Origin of the sequence: Actinokineospora xionganensis, from assembly GCF_014323725.1 — a bacterium.
Lineage (GTDB): Bacteria > Actinomycetota > Actinomycetes > Mycobacteriales > Pseudonocardiaceae > Actinokineospora > Actinokineospora xionganensis.
In genome coordinates this window covers 468,783-484,915 of the sequence record NZ_JABVED010000003.1, presented here as the reverse complement: position 1 = coordinate 484,915, position 16,133 = coordinate 468,783, and the positions used below count along the sequence as shown (strand labels likewise).

Sequence of the window (16,133 nt, the reverse complement as noted above, 5' to 3'; positions counted from 1 at the left end):
CATCCGATCGGATGACACGGGGTTCAGTGCTTCGGTCGTCCCTGGACACCCCAGTCCCGGGAAACGATCTAGGCATGAACGCGATCGAAGTGCGCGGCTTGCGCAAGGACTACGGCGCCAACACCGCCGTGGCCGGTATCGACCTCCACGTCGCCCAAGGCGAGGTCTTCGCCCTCCTCGGTCCTAACGGCGCGGGCAAGACCACCACCGTCGAGATCCTCGAAGGCCACCGGCACCGCACCAGCGGCGAAGCCACCGTCCTCGGCGAGGACCCCGGCAAGGCGGGCAGGCACTGGCGCTCCCGCATCGGGATCGTCCTGCAAACCGCCACCGACAGTGCCGAGTTGACCGTCGCCGAGACGGTCAAGCACTACGCCGGTTACTACCCGAATCCTCGGTCTGTCACCGACGTGATCGACGTCTGCGGCCTTACCGAGAAAGCAGGCGCGCGCATCCGGTCGTTGTCGGGGGGACAACGCAGGCGCGTGGATGTCGCTCTAGGGATCGTCGGCAATCCGGAGTTGCTCTTCCTCGACGAACCCACCACCGGGTTCGACCCGCAGGCCCGTCGCCAGTTCTGGGACCTCGTCCGCACCCTGGCCGCCGACGGCACCACCATCGTGCTGACCACCCACTACCTGGACGAGGCCGAAGCCCTCGCCGGCCGCCTGGCGGTGATCGCGGACGGGCGCATCGTCGCCGAGGGGACGCCCGCGACGCTCGGTGGGCGCGAGACCGCGCAAGCCACCGTCACCTGGACCGACGACACCGGACCGCACGAGTTGCGCACCGACGACCCGGTCGCCGCGGTCGCCGCGTTGGCCGGGCAAAACATCGGCGGACTGCGGGTGCACCAGCCGACGCTGGAAGACGTCTATCTCGACCTGATCGGAGCGGCGGCATGAGCACCGGCGCGCTTCCCGGAACCGCGAGCGTCGGCCTGTCGAGGGGTCAGGCCGAACTCCGCATGTTCTTCCGGGCCAAGGAAGCCGTGATCTTCACCTTCGCCTTCCCGGCGTTCCTGCTCGTCCTGCTCGGGTCGATCTTCACCAAGGCCGACCCGGGCCTGACCGTGCCGATGAGCCAGGTCTTCGCCGCCAGCATGATCGCTTACGGAATCCTGTCGACAGCCTTCCTGACCACCGGCGTCGGCATCGCGATCGACCGGGAGGACGGCACGCTCAAACGGCTGCGGGGCACGCCGGTCACCGCGGGCGCGTACTTCGTGGGCAAGATCGTCCTGGTCGCGGTGGCGACCCTGGCCGAAGTAGTCCTGCTGCTCGCTGTCGGTGTGCTGCTCTTTGACCTGTCGTTGCCCACCGACCCGGCGCGCTGGCTGACGCTGGCCTGGCTGCTCGTTCTGTCCGTCTTGAGTTGCACGCTGCTGGGCATCGCCGCCAGCTCGGTCGCCAAGTCCGGCAAGAGCGCGCCCGCGGTGCTGAACCTGCCGGTGATCGCGCTTCAATTCATTTCCGGCATCTTCGTGCACATCTCGGTGCTGCCCGGCCCGATGGTGACCGTGGCGTCGTTCTTCCCGGTCAAGTGGATGGGGCAGGGCTTCCGCTCGGTCTTCCTACCGGACAGCATGATGGTCGGGGAGGTGGCGGGCTCATGGGAGCACGGCATGACAGCGCTGGTCCTGGGCGCGTGGTGCGTGATCGGTCTCGTGCTGTGCCTGCTGACGTTCCGGTGGAGCGAGCGGCAAGCCGGGTGACGCAGGCCTGGGACCGGTCGCGGTGGATCTGGGACGTGTACTTCGCGATCGGCTTCGCAGCCGTGGTCGTGCTCGTCGTGACCGAGACCCAGCCCGCCGCCCGGCAGGCTGGGGCGCTGGCCGCCCTGACCGCGCTCGTCGCCTGGTACGCCCTCTACGGCCGCCGGGTCATCCTCACCGACGACATCCCGCGCGGCACCGTGTTCGTGGCGGGGCTCGCCGCCCTGTTCTTCACCGCTGTCGGGTTCACCCCGGAAAGCACCTACGCGCTGTTCATGATCTGCCCGATGGTGTTCATGACCTTCCGGCTGCGAATCTCCGCGCCGCTCGTCGCGCTTTTCAACGTCCTGCCGCCGATCTTCTCGGCGGTGTTCGCGGGCATCTCCTTCGATCCACACGACTTCGGGCTGGCGTTCTTCGGCTTGGCGTTCTCCCTGCTCATCGGCACCTACATCCACCGGATCGTGCGGCAAAGCGAGGACCGCGCCGAGCTGATCACCGAATTGGAGAGCAGCCGCGCGGAGGTCGCGCGGCTCTCCCACGACGCGGGGGTGAACGCCGAGCGGGCGCGGCTGGCGGGCGAGATCCACGACACCCTCGCCCAGGGCTTCACCAGCATCATCACCCTGGTGCAGGCCGCGGAATCCGAGGTGGACTCCGAGAAGGGCCGACGGCTGCTCGACCTGGCGGCGCGGACCGCGCGGGAGAACCTCGCCGAGGCGCGGGTCCTGGTCTCGGCCTTGGCGCCCTCCGCGCTGTCCGGCGGCTCGCTGGCCGACGCGCTGGGCAGGCAGGTCGAGCGGCTACGCGCCGAGACCGGGGTCGACGCGCGGTTTCACGCCGAGGGCACCGCGCCGCTGCCGACCGGCGTGGAGGTCCTGCTGCTGCGGGCCGCCCAAGAGGCGCTCGCCAATGTGCGCAAGCACGCGGCGGCGTCCACCGTGGACGTCAGCCTCACTCAGACCGACCAAGGAGTCACCTTGCGCGTCACCGACGACGGGGTCGGCTTCCACCCGGACGACCAGTCCGGCGGTTTCGGGCTGCGTGGCATGCGCGCACGGGCGGAGCAGGTCGCCGCCACGGTGTCGGTCCGGTCCGCGCCGGGCGCCGGGACCACGGTGACCGTGGAGGTGCTCGGATGATCACCGTGCTGTTGGTCGACGACCATCCTGTGGTGCGCGCGGGGCTGCGCGGGATGCTCGAAGCCGAGCCCGACCTGACCGTCGTCGGCGAGGCGGGATCCGGTGAGGAGGCGGTCGCGGTGGCCCGCGCGCTGCGCCCACAGGTGATCCTTATGGATCTGCGGATGCCCGGACTCGACGGCGCTGGCGCCACCGCCAAGATCGTCGCCGAGGGCGGTTCCGCGGTGGTCGTGCTCACTACCTACGAAACGGATACGGACATTTTGCGCGCGGTCGAGGCGGGCGCGTCCGGATATCTGTTGAAAGACGCCTCCACGCTGGAATTGGCCGACGCCGTCCGGGCGGCCAGCCGGGGCGAGACGGTGCTCGCGCCGTCGGTCGCCTCCAAGCTCGTCCGCAGCGTCCGCACCCCAGCCAAGCAGGCACTTTCCGCCCGCGAGCGGGAGGTGCTGAAGCTGGTCGGGCAGGGCATGACCAATGCCGACGTCGGCCGGGCATTACACATTAGCGAGGCGACTGTAAAGACCCATCTGGCCCGATCGTTCGATAAACTTGGTGTCTCGGATCGCACCGCTGCGGTCACAAAGGCCATCTCGATGGGGTTATTGGGTTGATTTATGACCCACAATTCATTCCATGCTGCAGCAGACAACCGACTTCGCCCTGCTCCGCCGGATCGCGACGGCGCAGGCGGAGAGCCGCGCCCCATCCTTGGTCGCGGCCGTGGTCCGCGACGGCGTCGTGGTCTGGACGGGGGCCCGGGGCAAGGTCGACGGCCAGGCTCCGACCACCGACACCCAGTACCGGATCGGGTCGATCACCAAAACGTTCATCGCCGTGCTGGTCATGCGGCTGCGCGACGAGGGGCTGCTCGACCTGAACGACCCGCTCGACAAGCACCTGCAGGGCACGTCGTTCGGTGAGGTCACCATCGCGCAGCTGCTCTCCCACACCGCGGGCCTGACCTCGGAGTCGCCCGGCCTGTGGTGGGAGCGCGCCGTCGGCGACGACTGGACGGCGCTGCAGAACAGCCTCACCCAGAACGCGCTGCGCCACCGCTCCGGCGCGCGGTTCCACTACACGAACGTCGGCTACGGCGTCCTCGGTGAGCTGGTCGCGCGCGTGCGCGGAACCAGCTGGCTCGAAGCGCTCGAAAGCGAGATCCTCGCCCCGCTCGGGATGACCCGCACCACCCCGGCGCCGCGGGTCCCGGCCGCGCTCGGCTGGGCCGTGCACCCCTTCGCCGACGTCCTGCTCAACGAGCCCACCCCCGACGCGGGCGCCATGGCCCCGGCCGGGCAGCTGTGGTCGACGGTGCACGACCTGGCCCGCTGGGTCCGCTTCATCGGCGGCGACACCGGCGACGTGCTGCACCCCGACACCGTCGCGGAGATGCGCACGCCAGTCCACGTCGACGACAACGACGCCTGGACGATGGGCTACGGCCTTGGCTTCGAGGCGATGCGCCTGGGCGGTCGGCGGCTGTCGGGACACAGCGGCTCGATGCCCGGCTTCCTGGCGAGCGCGCTCATCGACTGGCGCACCGGCACCGGCGCGCTGACCATGGCCAACTCGACCGCCGGGGTCCCGGTCGTGGCGCTGTCGCACGACCTGATCAACCTGGTCGAGGAGCTGGAGCCCGCGCTGCCCGCCGAGTGGGAGCCGATGGCCGAGGCCGACCCGGAGCTGCTGGCGCTGACGGGCCTGTGGCACTGGGGCCCGACCCCGTACCTGCTGCGGCTGCTGCCCGAGGGCTGGCTGCGGCTGGCCCCGGTCTCCGGCGTCGGCAGGCAGTCCCGCTTCCGCCCCGAGGGCCGCGACACCTGGACCGGCCTCGACGGCTACTACGCGGGCGAGACCCTGGTCCTGCACCGCGACGCCGAGGGCGCGCCCAACCACTTCGACCTGGCCACCTTCGTCTTCACCCGCGAGCCCTACGGCACCCCCGACGCGATCCCCGGCGGCGTCGACGAGACCGGCTGGCGCACCCGCGACTAACCCAACCCCCGCGAGTCCAACGTTCAGAACAACGAGTCCAACGTTCACGACATCGAGCCCGACGTTCCGGTCACCGCCACCGTCGTACCCGATGTTCTGAACGTTGGACTCGTTGTTCTGAACGTTGGACTCGCGGGTCAGAGGGGGCGTGGGAGACTGGGGTAGCCCGCCAGCGTTGCCGGGGTCCTTGAAGTCGCATGCGAAAGGCGCCGAAGAGATGACCCAGACCGCCGACCCGAGCACGCTGGTGCTGCCCGCCGAACTGCTGCCCTCCGACGGGCGCTTCGGCTGCGGACCCTCGAAGGTCCGCCCGGAGCAGGTGGCCGCGCTGGCCACCGAGGGCGCCAAGCTGCTCGGCACCTCCCACCGGCAGAAGCCGGTCAAGTCGCTGGTCGGGCGGGTGCGCAGTGGTCTGCGTGAGCTGTTCTCACTGCCCGATGGCTACGAGGTCGTGCTCGGCAACGGCGGCGCCACCGCGTTCTGGGACGCTGCCGCGTTCGGCCTGGTCCGCGAGCGTTCGCAGCACTTCACCAACGGCGAGTTCTCGTCGAAGTTCGCCGCCGTGACCAAGGGCGCGCCGTTCCTGGGCGAGCCGGTCGTGGTCAAGGCCGAGCCTGGCACCGCACCCGAGATCAGCTACGCCGAGGGCACCGACCTGGTCGGCTGGGCGCACAACGAGACCTCCACCGGTGTGCAGATGCCGGTCGTGCGTCCCGCGGGTTCCGGTGACGCACTCGTCGCCATCGACGCCACCTCCGGCGCGGGCGGCCTGCCGGTCAAGGCCGAGGACTTCGACGTCTACTACTTCGCCCCGCAGAAGTCGTTCGCCTCCGACGGCGGGCTGTGGCTGGCGCTGATGAGCCCGGCCGCGCTGGCCCGGGTCGCCGAGATCGGCGCGTCGGACCGCTGGATCCCCGAGTTCCTGTCGCTCACCACCGCTGTCGACAACTCGGTCAAAGACCAGACGTACAACACCCCGGCCATCTCGACGCTGTTCCTTCTGGCCGAGCAGATCGACTGGATGCTGGGCAACGGCGGCCTCGAGTGGACCGTCGCGCGCACCAAGGACTCGTCGAGCAGGCTGTACAACTGGGCCGAGAAGGGCGAGTTCACCACGCCGTTCGTCGCCGACCCGGCGCACCGCTCGCAGGTCGTCGGCACGATCGACTTCACCGACGCCGTCGACGCCGCCCAGGTGGCGAAGGTCCTGCGTGCCAACGGCATCGTCGACGTCGAGCCGTACCGCAAGCTCGGCCGCAACCAGCTGCGGGTCGCCATGTTCCCGGCGATCGAGCCGGACGACGTGAGCCTGCTGACCGGTGCGATCGATTGGGTCGTAGAGCGTCTCGGGTAGCCCCAGATACGCGAACGGGTGAACGATCACAACCTTGGTGCGTCGCACGTTCGAATACGGCAAGATCATTCGGGATATCCCTTGGGTAACGGCGCGCCTAGTTCGTCAAGGCGACTCGCCGATCTACCGTGGGACGCTGGCGAGTGAAGTCTGCTCAGATCGTATGGAGGTGCACGATGCGCGCGCTGCGGGTCGTCGGGCTCGGAGATGACGGCAAGACCGTCATCTGCGAAGACTCGGCGCGTGGCGAGCGTTTCACTCTTCCCGCGGACGAGCGGCTGCGTGCGGCCGCCAGAGGAGACGTCACCCGACTCGGCCAGATCGAAATCGAGCTGGAGAGCCAGATGCGTCCACGAGAGATCCAGACCCGTATCCGTGCCGGAGAGTCCGTGGAGCAGGTCGCCGAGGCGGCGGGCATCCCGACTCACAAGGTCGAGCGTTACGCCTACCCGGTCTTACTGGAGCGGTCCCGCACCGCCGACCTCGCCCAGCGCGCGCACCCGATCCGTGAGGACGGCCCGGACGTGCAGACACTCGGTGAGGTCGTCGCGCATTCCTTCGGCCTGCGCGGCCAAGACTACGCGGTGGCCAACTGGGACTCGTGGCGCGGCGAGGACAACAAGTGGGTCGTGCAGCTGAGCTGGACGGCCGGTAGGTCGCTCAACCGCGCCCACTGGTCGTTCCACCCCGGCGCCCACGGCGGCACGGTCACACCATTGGACGACCACGCCCGCGACCTGCTCGACCCTCAGCCCAACCGACCGCTGCGCACGGTCCGCCCGGTCACCCAACTCGCCCAGGCCGCGATGAACCTGGACACGACTGAGCGTCCGGCGGAACTGCCCGCGGCGGTCAACGGCTCGGAGCCGCCCGCGGCGGACTTCGTGGTGGAAGATTTCGAACTGACCCCGGAGCCCGCTCCGCAGGTGGAGGAATTGGTGGACACAGTCGAGGAAGCTCCCGCCGAGATCGTCGAGGAGCAGGCCCCGGCCGAGTCCGTCGAGGAAGATCCCACCCCGCGCGAACGGGACGAGCCGGAGAACGCCCTGATCGACGAGCCCGCCCGCAAGCCCGAACCGCCCCGGCGGCCGAAGGCGAACAAGAAGGCCCGGCCGATCGTCCCCTCGTGGGAGGACGTCCTGCTCGGCACCCGCTCCAACCGGGGTTAACAAGCAGACGGAGAAGGCGGTCCCCATTTCGTGGGGGCCGCCTTCTCCGCGTTCCACGCGGTTAGGATCGGCGGGATGCCAGGGTCGACCGAATCCGTGAGCAAGGCGCGCGCACTCGGCGAGGTGTACCGGAAGTTCGGTGAGGTCGACGCCGCCGAGACATCCCCGTTGTACGAGCGTGTCGCCGTCGCCATCAGTGAGTCCGACGAGGCGCTGCGCGCTATCGAGTCGGCGCCCGCGCGCAAGCGGCAGCCCACGGTGATCCTCGCCGCCCTGCACGACCTCGCTCTCGCCGGACACGCCCCCGCGCTCGCCGCGGCCTATGCCGCCGCGGACGGTGACGCCGCCGCCGGTGCGGCCATCGACACGCTGCTGCGGATGACCGACTCGGTCGTGGCCACCGCCGTGCGCAGGCCGCCGCGGACCAGCGAGACCGGACGCTGCGCGGTGCTGTACCCGGCCATCGCCGAGGCGGCGCACCGGGCGGGCGCGGACGCGGTCGGGCTGATCGACGTCGGCTGCTCGGCCGGGCTCAACCTGCACGTCGATCGCGTCGGCATCACGTACAGCAACGGCCAAACGCTGGGCGACCCGTCAGCTCCCGTGCGCCTGTCGTCTTCGGTCGTGGGCGCCCGGCCCATCCCGGCGCGGTCGATGCCCGAGGTCGTCGCCCGGGTCGGCGTCGACCCCGATCCGGTCGACATGGCCGACGCGGATGAGGCCCGGTGGCTACGCGCCTGCGTTTGGCCGGATCAGTCGGAGCATGCCGCGAAGCTCGAAGCGGACCTGGCGTTGGCGGCCACAGCCCCGCCGCTGCTGCTGCGAGGTGACGCCGTCGAGATGCTGTCCGACGCCGTCGCCAAAGTGCCCGCGGACGCGCTGCCGGTTGTCACGACGACGTGGGCGCTGTCGCGCTACCCACTGGAGAGCCGCTTACGCTTCCTGCACCGCCTCGACGAAGCGGCGGCGGGCCGGGCAGTGGCGTGGGTGTCAGCCGAAGGTGTCGGGGTCGCGCCCGCGATTCCGACGTTCGGCGATCGCCACGCCTCCGGCCACAGCATCATCGGCGTGGCGGTGCTCGACGGCTCGGCCCTGCGCGCCGAGGCCGTCGGCCGCTGCTGGTCGCGGGGCCGCTTGCTGGCGTGGCTGGCTTAAAGGGCTAGAGGGAACCGGGGACCGGGACAGCGTCAAGCAGATGCAGGTCCCAACCCTCCGCCTCGCACCAGTCCTCAGCGGCTTCCCGTTCGATCCACACCGCTGTCGACGGCCGCTCCCGGCCCAGCCGGGCCCACCCATCCGGGGCGAGGACGTAGACCACTCCCTCGCGCAGCGCCAACAGCCTGCCCTCCATGAAGGCCATGCTCGGCTCGGTGCGCAGGAAGCGAACGGCTTCCGGTCGAGTCATGGCTTCATCATGCCGCGCTCCATAACGGACGGCTTGCCCTCCACCGCCCTGGAGGGGGAACGCTCGTAATTCAGATGACCCGGCCACGCTCCGTGGCTAACGTCGATCGAGGCGACAGGGGGCCTCATGGACACCGAACGGCAGGGAACGCGGGTCTGGGTGCTGCTCAGACTCCTGCCTTACCTGCGACCCGTTCGCAGTCGGATGATCGGTTCGGCGGTGGCCGTGCTCGGCTCGATGGTGTGCGGCCTGACGATCCCGCTGATCATCCTGCGCATCCTCGACGGCCCGGTCGCCGCGCGCGACACCGCTCCGCTGCCATGGCTGGTGTTGGCGGTGGCGGTGCTCGGGTCCACCGAGGCGATCCTGTTCTACGTGCGCCGCAGGCTGATCGTGCGGCCGAGCACGCAGGTCGAGGCCGCCCTGCGGATGGACCTCTACCAGCACCTGCAGCGGCTGCCGATCGCGTTTCACGACCGGTGGCAGTCCGGGCAGCTGCTCTCCCGCGCGGTGTCGGACCTGTCGACGCTGCGCCGGTACATCGCGTTCGGCGTGATCTTCCTGGTGGTCAACACCCTGACGCTGCTGGCCGGGTTGGCGGTGCTGTTCGTCCTGTCCCCCACGCTCGGTCTCATCACGCTGGTCTGCACGGCTCCGCTGGTGCTGATCTCCACGCAGTACGAGTCGAAGTACTCGGTGCTGTCGCGGCGTTCGCAGGACCAGGCAGGCGATTTGGCGACAACTGTCGAGGAGTCCGTCCTGGGCATCCGGGTGCTCAAGGCCTTCGGGCGCGGCAGGCATCTGGCGGAGCGGTTCGCCGCGGAGGCGAAGGAGCTGCGGAAGACGGAGCTGCACAAGATCCGGGTCCTGGCGGTCCTGTGGGCGGCGATCATCATGCTGCCCGAGCTGGGGATCGGCGCGATGCTGCTGTTCGGTGCGACCGGCGTCGTCGAGGGGTCGATGACGGTCGGCACCCTGGTGGCGGGCATCACGGTGGCGACCTACCTGCGCTGGCCGACCGACTCGATCGGGTGGCTGCTGGCGGAGACCAACGACGCCGCGACGGCATGTGAGCGGTACTGGGAGGTCCGCGACGCCGAGATCTCCGTGACCGGCCCGGCCGAGCCGAAGCGCCTGCCCGCCGACGGTGTGGGCAGCCTCCGGTTCGAGGGCGTCCACTTCCGGTACCCGGGCGCCGAGCGCGACACCCTGCGCGGGGTCGACCTCGACGTGCGCCCGGGCGAGACGATCGCGCTGGTCGGCGCGACCGGGTCGGGCAAGACGACGCTCACCGCGTTGGTGCCTCGGCTGGCCGACGTGACGGCGGGCCGGGTCACGATCGACGGCGTGGACGTGCGGGACCTGACGCTCGACGACCTGCGCACCGCGGTCGCGACGGCGTTCGAGGAGCCGGTGCTGTTCTCCGCGAGCGTCCGGGAGAACGTGGCGCTCGGCGCGGAGGACGTGACGGACGCGCAGGTCCGCGAGGCCCTGCGGATCGCGCAGGCGGAGGAGTTCGTCGACAAGCTGCCGTGGGGGCTGGACACGCGGATCGGCGAGCAGGGGCTGTCGCTGTCCGGCGGGCAGCGGCAGCGGCTCGCGCTGGCCCGGGCGGTGCTCGGCAAGCCGCAGGTCCTGGTGCTCGACGACCCGCTGTCGGCGCTCGACGTGCACACCGAGGCCGAGGTCGAACACGCGCTGCGCAGCGTCCTCAAGGACGTGACCGCGCTGGTCGTGGCGCACCGGCCGAGCACCGTGCAGCTGGCCGACCGGGTCGCGATGCTCGACGGCGGACGCATCATCGCCGTCGGACAGCACTCGGAACTGTTGGCACACAACGAGGATTACCGAGCACTGTTGTCCACTATGGACCGTGAGGAGGTGAGCACGTGAGCGCGCCACAGGACGCCGCCGACCATGCCAAGGACAGCGTCGAGAGCCCGCGCGAGGCCGAGGCCTGGCGCGGGGTCGCCGCCGAGGACACCGAGGAGGTCGCGTACGCGACCAGCCTCAAGCTGAAGGCGCGCTCCCGCAGGTTGCTGGGCTCGCTGATCCGGCCGCACCTGGGCCAGGCGCTGCTCGCCCTGCTGTTCGTCGTGGCCGACAACGCCGCGACCCTGGCGGGCCCGCTGATCATCGCGATCGCCATCGACTCCGGCATCCCCGCCGCGATCGACGGCGATCCGTCGGTGATGGCGTGGTGCGTGGCGGCGTACGTGATCACCAGCGTCGGCTCGGCGGGCCTGCGGTACCTGTTCCTGCGGCTGTCCGGGCGCATCGGCGAGGACGTGCTGTTGGACCTGCGGATGCGCATTTTCCGGCACTCGCAGCGACTTTCGCTGTCGTTCCACGAGTCCTACACGTCCGGGAAGGTGATCTCCAGGCTCACCAGCGACCTCGACTCCCTCGACGACCTGCTGGAGGACGGCCTCGACGACCTGCTGTCGGCCATCCTGTCCGTCGCGGGCATCGCGGTGCTGCTGCTGGTGCTGGACACCCCGATGGCGCTGCTGGTGCTCGCCGGGTTCATCCCGCTGCTGCTGGTGACCAGGTGGTTCTACCGCAACTCCGGCCAGGCCTACCGCGACACCCGCGGCTCGATCGCCAAGATCATCGTCCAGTTCGTCGAGACCATGAACGGCATGCGGGCCGTGCAGGCCTTCCGCCGCGAGTCGCGCAACGAGTCCATCATGGACGAGCTGAACGAGAGCTTCCGCGGCGCGAACAGCAAGGCCCTCAACGTGGTCGCCCGGTTCACGATGACGGTTCGACTGGTGGGCAACCTGTCGCTGGCCATGGTCCTCGCGATCGGCGCCTACCGGGTCGCGAACGGCGGGCTGGAACTGGGCGTCCTCACGGCGTTCACCCTTTACCTGCGCCGGTTCTACGACCCGCTGGACGACCTGGCCATGGTCGCCAACTCCTATACCTCGGCGACCGCGGCCCTGGAGAAGATCTCCGGTCTGCTGGAAGAGGAGCCAGACGTCCTCGACCCGGCGAACCCGGTCACCCTGCGGCCGCACGCGGGCGGCCGGTCGGTGCAGTTCGCCCAAGTGGAGTTCCGCTACTCCCCCACGGGTCCGGTGGTCCTGCCGAAGTTCGACCTGACCATCCCGGCGGGCCAGACAGTGGCGTTGGTGGGCGCGACCGGCGCGGGCAAGTCGACGGTGGCCAAGCTTGTCGCCCGCTTCTACGACCCGTCATCCGGCGCGGTGCTGCTCGACGGGGTCGACCTGCGGTCGGTGTCCGATGTCGACCTTCGTGCCTCGGTGGTGATGGTGACCCAGGAGAACTTCCTGTTCGCGGGCTCGGTCGCCGACAACATCGCCCTCGGCCGCCCGGACGCCACCCGCGCGGAGATCGAGGCGGCGGCGCGGGCAGTGGGCGCCGACACGTTCATCGAGGCGCTGCCGGAGGGCTACGACACCGACGTCCGCAAGCGAGGGGGCAGGCTATCGGCGGGTCAACGCCAGATGGTCGCCTTCTCCCGCGCCTTCCTCGCGGACCCGGCGGTGCTGGTGCTGGACGAGGCGACGTCAAGCTTGGACGTGCCGACGGAGCGGGCGGTGCAGACGGCACTGGAGTCGGTGTTGGCGGACCGCACGGCATTGATCATCGCCCACCGCCTGTCGACGGTCTTGATCGCCGACCGGGTGCTGGTGGTGGCTGACGGACGCATCGTGGAGGACGGCTCGCCCGCGGAGCTGATCGCGAACACCGGTCACTTCGCGGACCTGCACACTGCCTGGCAGGATTCCCTGGCCTGACCGAGCATCAAGTTTTCGGCGCGAGTGTCGATTCGACGCACTCCCGTTCGTCGAACTGATTGACAGCACAGCAGAACAACAAGGAGTTACCAATGCGCACCCTGATCACCACCGCGTTCGTCTCGCTCGACGGCGTCATCGAGGCGCCCGGCGGGGAACCGGGCTACCGCAACACAGGCTGGACCTTCAACGACGTCGAGTTCGACGAGGCCGCCTACGAGCTCAAGGGCCAGGAGCAGGGCGAGGCGTCGGCCATGATGATGGGCCGGGTCAGCTACGAGTCGTTCTCGCCGGTGTGGCCGACGATGACCGAGGACTTCAAGGACTACAACGCGATGCCGAAGTACGTCGTGTCGACCACGCTGCAGGAGAAGGACCTGGTGTCCAACTGGGGCGACATCACCATCCTGCGCTCGCTCGACGACGTCGCCGCGCTCAAGGAGACCGAGGGTGGCTCGATCATCGTCCACGGCAGCGCCGCGCTGAACCGCGCCCTTGCCGACGCGGGCCTCATCGACCGTTACAACCTGCTGGTCTTCCCCGTCCTGCTCGGCGCGGGCAAGCGCCTGTTCAGCGACGCCGACAAGGACAAGCAGAACCTCAAGCTGGTCGAGAGCGAGTCCTACTCGAACGGCATCCAGAAGCTGGTCTTCGACGTCGCCCACTGACCCGCCCACACCAACTCGCGAGTCCAACGTTCAGAACATCGAGTCCAACGTTCAGAGCCCGGGTCACTGCTCTGAACGTTGGACTCACTGTCTTGGACGTTGGACTCGCGGGTTAGGGGCGGGCGGTGATCTGCTGTACCGCCCAACCGTTTCCGTCCGGGTCGGTGAAGAAGCAGAAGCCCGCGTTGTTCAGTTCGTCCCCGTCGACAGCCGGTTCGAAGCCGTTCGGGCCCGCCACGCGGATTTCGCTGACTTCAACCCCGCGCTCAGTCAGCTGCTTGTGCGCGGCTCGCAGGTCGTTCACCACCAGCTGCAGGCCTTGCAGGGAGCCGGGTTCCATGACGCCGACGCCCTTGCCGATGACGATCGAGCAGCCCGATCCGGGCGGTGTCAGCTGGATGACGTGCATCTCCTCGCTGACGAAGGTGTCGTGGTCGACGTTGAAGCCGAGGGTTTCGGCGTAGAACTTCTTGGCGCGGGCCACGTCCGTGACCGGTACGACTACGACTTCCAGGGTCCAGTTCATGGTCAGCCTTTCGACACTGAGGCCAGCACGTCGTCGAGGCGTGCGTAGCTTTGGCTGATTCCGGATTCCATCGGGGACGCGGCGACCAGGTCTCGGATCTCCGTCGAGCCGAAACGCAGGACCGTGCGGACGGTCGTGCGACCCGCCGTTTCCGTGAGGGTCGCCGTGATCAGGGCTTCGCCCTCGAACCACTGGTCGTCATACGACTCCGTGTACACAAGTCGGGCGGGGGCGTCGATCTCTTGGTAAACGCCGCCGTGGCCCATCTTGATGCCGCCGGGCCCCTGGGAGACGAACCGCCAGTCACCGCCGACGCGCAGGTCGACCGCGCACTCGATCAGGTTCCAGCCTTGAGCGCCGTGCCAGCGTTTCAGCAGTTCGGGCTTGGTCAAAGCGTCGAAGACCAGCGCTCGCGGGGCGTCGAACGAGCGGGTGACGGCCAGTTCCGTGGGCGACGGGGTGGTGATGGTGACGGTCATCAGGTCTCCTCTTTGAGCACGTCGAGCAGTGCGTCGAGGCGTTGGTACTGCTCTTCCCAGTAGCGGCGGTAGTTCTCCAGCCAGTCCGTCGCCGCCTTGAGCGGACCCGGTTCCAGCCTGCACGGGCGCCGTTGCGCGTCGCGGCCGCGGGAGATCAGGCCCGCCCGTTCCAACACCTTGAGGTGCTTGGAGATCGCGGGCTGGCTCATCTCGAACGGCGCGGCCAGTTCCATGACCGTGGCCTCGCCCGACTTGAGCCGCTTGAGGATCGCCCGCCGGGTCGGGTCGGCGAGCGCGGCGAAGGTCGCGTCCAACTGGTCGACAGCCATTCCATAACCTCTCGGTTGTATAACCGAGTGGATTTATATCCCGGCGGGACCCGCACGTCAAGTCAGCCGAACAGGATGAACGGCAGCCCGATCCAGCCCACGGCGATGCCCGCGGCCGTCCCCACTGCCAACCAGCGCAGGACCGGGGTGCGGCGGGCCAGCCAGATCGAGGGCAGCAGGCCCGCGGTGACCACGAGGTTCGATCCGACACCCAGCAGCGGGCTGGTCTCGGCCAGGGTGACGGCAAGCCCGTTGATCGCGACCGCGACGAAGACGAAAGCGAAGAAGGCGACGGTCAGGCCGGTGAGCCATGGCGTCGGCTCGGGCGGCCGTTGCCGCCGGGCGCTCGGACGCTCGGCGGGCTCGACCACCGACACCTCGCCGGTGAGCGGGTCCACGTAGCCGATCGGGCGGCCCATGGCGTTCGCGACGCGGCCCGCGAGCTGCCTGCCCCGCCGCGACACGACGAACCCGGCCTGACCCGGCTCGCCCGCCTCACTGCGGTGCACGGCTCCGACCACCCGCGCCCACTCGTGCAGCGACGCCGCGAGGTCGGCGCCCAAGGCGAGGCTGTCCGGGTCGACCTCGCGCTCGGCCGTGCCGTCGTGTCCGACCAGCACCGCCCGCTCATCCCTGGCGTGCAGCTCCACCGTCGTCCCCTCCACCAAGCGCGTAGAAGGCGACCGCCCCCGCGGTCGCCACATTCAGCGAGTCGACCCCGCCCGCCATCGGGATGCGCACCGCCGCGTCCGCCGCGGCGATGGCCTCATCGGTCAGACCGGGCCCCTCGGAGCCCAGCAGCACCGCCACCCGTTCGCCGGACCGGACGGCCTCGGACAGCGGTACCGAACCGGCCGCCGGGGTGAGTGCCAATACCCGAAATCCGCTGTCGCGCAACCATTTGAGCCCATCGGGCCACGGTTCGAGCGGGGCGAACGGCACCGCGAGCACATGCCCCATCGAGACCCGGACACTGCGCCGGTAGAGGGGGTCGCTGCAGCCCGGGCCGAGCAGCACGCCGTCCACACCCAGGGCCGCCGCGTTGCGGAAGATCGAACCCAGGTTCTCGTGGTCGCCGACCCCTTCGAGGACCGCCAGAACCCTGGCCTCGGCGGCCAACTCGGCGACGTCGGGCGGGACCGCGCGGTCGGCCGCGGCGAGCACCCCGCGGTTGAGGTGGAAGCCGACGGTCTCGGCCATGACCTCAGCCGTTGCCACGTACGCGGGCACGTCGAGTCCGTCGAGTTCGGGACCCAGCGCCTCGATCCGGCGCCGGACCCCGAGGAGTCCGCGGACGGGGTAGCGGGAGGCCAGCAGCCGCTGCACCACGACGACCCCTTCGGCGATGACGAGACCGCGTCCGCCGGGCCGGTCCGGGCGCCGGTCGGCGGACGACAAGTCCCGGAAGTCGTCCAGCCTGGGATCCGACGAATCGGTCACCTCGATCACCTGCGCCACACCGCGCAGTTTCGCATGGTCGGGCCCGAACCGGGCGGCAACCGACACTGCTTGCTCAGCGTGACATCGACATAACTCACGGCACCAATTTGGCCGCTAGCAAGGACCACAACCCTGTGAAAAC

The 16,133-nt window shown here is 69.5% G+C and carries 17 protein-coding genes; 11 read left to right on the top strand and 6 right to left on the bottom strand.

Features of this window, described 5'->3' with window-relative positions; all coding sequences use genetic code 11:
* Window positions 1-74: 74 nt before the first annotated feature.
* The 8 genes from GPZ80_RS08630 to GPZ80_RS08595 all read left to right on the top strand — a co-directional run bounded on the left by GPZ80_RS08630 (window position 75) and on the right by GPZ80_RS08595 (window position 8,532).
* Window positions 75-905 carry an ABC transporter ATP-binding protein gene (locus tag GPZ80_RS08630; protein WP_187219706.1) on the top strand — a complete coding sequence of 277 codons (831 nt, stop codon included), beginning with the start codon at window positions 75-77 and terminating at the stop codon, window positions 903-905.
* On the top strand, window positions 902-1,714 hold the full coding sequence (locus tag GPZ80_RS08625; protein ID WP_187219705.1) for an ABC transporter permease: 813 nt from the start codon (window positions 902-904) through the stop codon (window positions 1,712-1,714). Before GPZ80_RS08630 ends, GPZ80_RS08625 begins: the two co-directional genes overlap by 4 nt.
* Window positions 1,711-2,856, top strand: coding sequence for a sensor histidine kinase (locus GPZ80_RS08620; protein WP_187219704.1), 1,146 nt, complete (start codon window positions 1,711-1,713; stop codon window positions 2,854-2,856). The genes GPZ80_RS08625 and GPZ80_RS08620 overlap by 4 nt, the downstream gene beginning before the upstream one ends.
* Window positions 2,853-3,470 carry a response regulator gene (locus GPZ80_RS08615; protein ID WP_187219703.1) on the top strand — a complete coding sequence of 206 codons (618 nt, stop codon included), beginning with the start codon at window positions 2,853-2,855 and terminating at the stop codon, window positions 3,468-3,470. The genes GPZ80_RS08620 and GPZ80_RS08615 overlap by 4 nt, the downstream gene beginning before the upstream one ends.
* 22 nt (window positions 3,471-3,492) lie before the next feature.
* Entirely contained in the window at window positions 3,493-4,854 is a 1,362-nt protein-coding gene (locus GPZ80_RS08610; RefSeq protein ID WP_376771659.1) for a serine hydrolase domain-containing protein, read from the top strand.
* 217 nt (window positions 4,855-5,071) lie between these two features.
* On the top strand, window positions 5,072-6,208 hold the full coding sequence (gene serC / locus GPZ80_RS08605; protein WP_187219702.1) for a phosphoserine transaminase: 1,137 nt from the start codon (window positions 5,072-5,074) through the stop codon (window positions 6,206-6,208).
* A gap of 176 nt (window positions 6,209-6,384) precedes the next feature.
* Window positions 6,385-7,377: a septation protein SepH gene (gene sepH / locus GPZ80_RS08600; protein ID WP_187219701.1), complete on the top strand. Its 993-nt coding sequence runs from the start codon at window positions 6,385-6,387 to the stop codon at window positions 7,375-7,377.
* A gap of 75 nt (window positions 7,378-7,452) precedes the next feature.
* Window positions 7,453-8,532 carry a DUF2332 domain-containing protein gene (locus tag GPZ80_RS08595; protein ID WP_187219700.1) on the top strand — a complete coding sequence of 360 codons (1,080 nt, stop codon included), beginning with the start codon at window positions 7,453-7,455 and terminating at the stop codon, window positions 8,530-8,532.
* A 4-nt stretch (window positions 8,533-8,536) separates the two neighbouring features.
* On the opposite strand, the gene GPZ80_RS08590 is transcribed toward GPZ80_RS08595, so the two are convergent.
* A complete protein-coding gene (locus tag GPZ80_RS08590; protein ID WP_246476860.1) occupies window positions 8,537-8,782 on the bottom strand; it encodes a hypothetical protein in 246 nt (81 codons plus the stop codon).
* A gap of 126 nt (window positions 8,783-8,908) precedes the next feature.
* Between GPZ80_RS08590 and GPZ80_RS08585 the strand changes: the two genes are divergently transcribed.
* The 3 genes from GPZ80_RS08585 (at window position 8,909) to GPZ80_RS08575 (ending at window position 13,217) form a co-directional block, all read left to right on the top strand.
* Window positions 8,909-10,675 carry an ABC transporter ATP-binding protein gene (locus GPZ80_RS08585; RefSeq protein WP_187219699.1) on the top strand — a complete coding sequence of 589 codons (1,767 nt, stop codon included), beginning with the start codon at window positions 8,909-8,911 and terminating at the stop codon, window positions 10,673-10,675.
* Window positions 10,672-12,549 (top strand): ABC transporter ATP-binding protein, encoded by a 1,878-nt coding sequence (locus GPZ80_RS08580; RefSeq protein ID WP_187219698.1) that lies wholly within the window; start codon window positions 10,672-10,674, stop codon window positions 12,547-12,549. Before GPZ80_RS08585 ends, GPZ80_RS08580 begins: the two co-directional genes overlap by 4 nt.
* A gap of 92 nt (window positions 12,550-12,641) precedes the next feature.
* Window positions 12,642-13,217 carry a dihydrofolate reductase family protein gene (locus tag GPZ80_RS08575; protein WP_187219697.1) on the top strand — a complete coding sequence of 192 codons (576 nt, stop codon included), beginning with the start codon at window positions 12,642-12,644 and terminating at the stop codon, window positions 13,215-13,217.
* A 112-nt stretch (window positions 13,218-13,329) separates the two neighbouring features.
* Here GPZ80_RS08575 and GPZ80_RS08570 read toward each other — a convergent pair whose 3' ends face one another.
* The 5 genes from GPZ80_RS08570 to GPZ80_RS08550 form a co-directional block, all read right to left on the bottom strand.
* A complete protein-coding gene (locus GPZ80_RS08570; protein WP_187219696.1) occupies window positions 13,330-13,743 on the bottom strand; it encodes a VOC family protein in 414 nt (137 codons plus the stop codon).
* A gap of 2 nt (window positions 13,744-13,745) precedes the next feature.
* Window positions 13,746-14,222 carry an SRPBCC family protein gene (locus GPZ80_RS08565; protein WP_187219695.1) on the bottom strand — a complete coding sequence of 159 codons (477 nt, stop codon included), beginning with the start codon at window positions 14,220-14,222 and terminating at the stop codon, window positions 13,746-13,748.
* Window positions 14,222-14,551, bottom strand: coding sequence for an ArsR/SmtB family transcription factor (locus GPZ80_RS08560; protein WP_091379252.1), 330 nt, complete (start codon window positions 14,549-14,551; stop codon window positions 14,222-14,224). Before GPZ80_RS08560 ends, GPZ80_RS08565 begins: the two co-directional genes overlap by 1 nt.
* Before the next feature lie 62 nt (window positions 14,552-14,613).
* Window positions 14,614-15,201, bottom strand: a complete 588-nt coding sequence (locus tag GPZ80_RS08555) for a DUF2537 domain-containing protein (protein WP_187219694.1) — start codon at window positions 15,199-15,201, stop codon at window positions 14,614-14,616.
* Window positions 15,179-16,009: a TrmH family RNA methyltransferase gene (locus tag GPZ80_RS08550; RefSeq protein ID WP_187219693.1), complete on the bottom strand. Its 831-nt coding sequence runs from the start codon at window positions 16,007-16,009 to the stop codon at window positions 15,179-15,181. The genes GPZ80_RS08555 and GPZ80_RS08550 overlap by 23 nt, the downstream gene beginning before the upstream one ends.
* Window positions 16,010-16,133: the final 124 nt, after the last annotated feature.

What these genes read in the sequence shown, in the direction of transcription:
- GPZ80_RS08560 (WP_091379252.1), bottom strand. Translation starts at nt 14,551, where the DNA reads ATGGCTGTCGACCAGTTGGACGCGACCTTCGCCGCGCTCGCCGACCCG.
- GPZ80_RS08625 (WP_187219705.1), top strand. Translation starts at nt 902, where the DNA reads ATGAGCACCGGCGCGCTTCCCGGAACCGCGAGCGTCGGCCTGTCGAGG.
- GPZ80_RS08630 (WP_187219706.1), top strand. Translation starts at nt 75, where the DNA reads ATGAACGCGATCGAAGTGCGCGGCTTGCGCAAGGACTACGGCGCCAAC.
- serC (WP_187219702.1), top strand. Translation starts at nt 5,072, where the DNA reads ATGACCCAGACCGCCGACCCGAGCACGCTGGTGCTGCCCGCCGAACTG.
- GPZ80_RS08565 (WP_187219695.1), bottom strand. Translation starts at nt 14,222, where the DNA reads ATGACCGTCACCATCACCACCCCGTCGCCCACGGAACTGGCCGTCACC.
- sepH (WP_187219701.1), top strand. Translation starts at nt 6,385, where the DNA reads ATGCGCGCGCTGCGGGTCGTCGGGCTCGGAGATGACGGCAAGACCGTC.
- GPZ80_RS08570 (WP_187219696.1), bottom strand. Translation starts at nt 13,743, where the DNA reads ATGAACTGGACCCTGGAAGTCGTAGTCGTACCGGTCACGGACGTGGCC.
- GPZ80_RS08615 (WP_187219703.1), top strand. Translation starts at nt 2,853, where the DNA reads ATGATCACCGTGCTGTTGGTCGACGACCATCCTGTGGTGCGCGCGGGG.
- GPZ80_RS08610 (WP_376771659.1), top strand. Translation starts at nt 3,493, where the DNA reads ATGCTGCAGCAGACAACCGACTTCGCCCTGCTCCGCCGGATCGCGACG.
- GPZ80_RS08575 (WP_187219697.1), top strand. Translation starts at nt 12,642, where the DNA reads ATGCGCACCCTGATCACCACCGCGTTCGTCTCGCTCGACGGCGTCATC.
- GPZ80_RS08585 (WP_187219699.1), top strand. Translation starts at nt 8,909, where the DNA reads ATGGACACCGAACGGCAGGGAACGCGGGTCTGGGTGCTGCTCAGACTC.
- GPZ80_RS08595 (WP_187219700.1), top strand. Translation starts at nt 7,453, where the DNA reads ATGCCAGGGTCGACCGAATCCGTGAGCAAGGCGCGCGCACTCGGCGAG.
- GPZ80_RS08590 (WP_246476860.1), bottom strand. Translation starts at nt 8,782, where the DNA reads ATGACTCGACCGGAAGCCGTTCGCTTCCTGCGCACCGAGCCGAGCATG.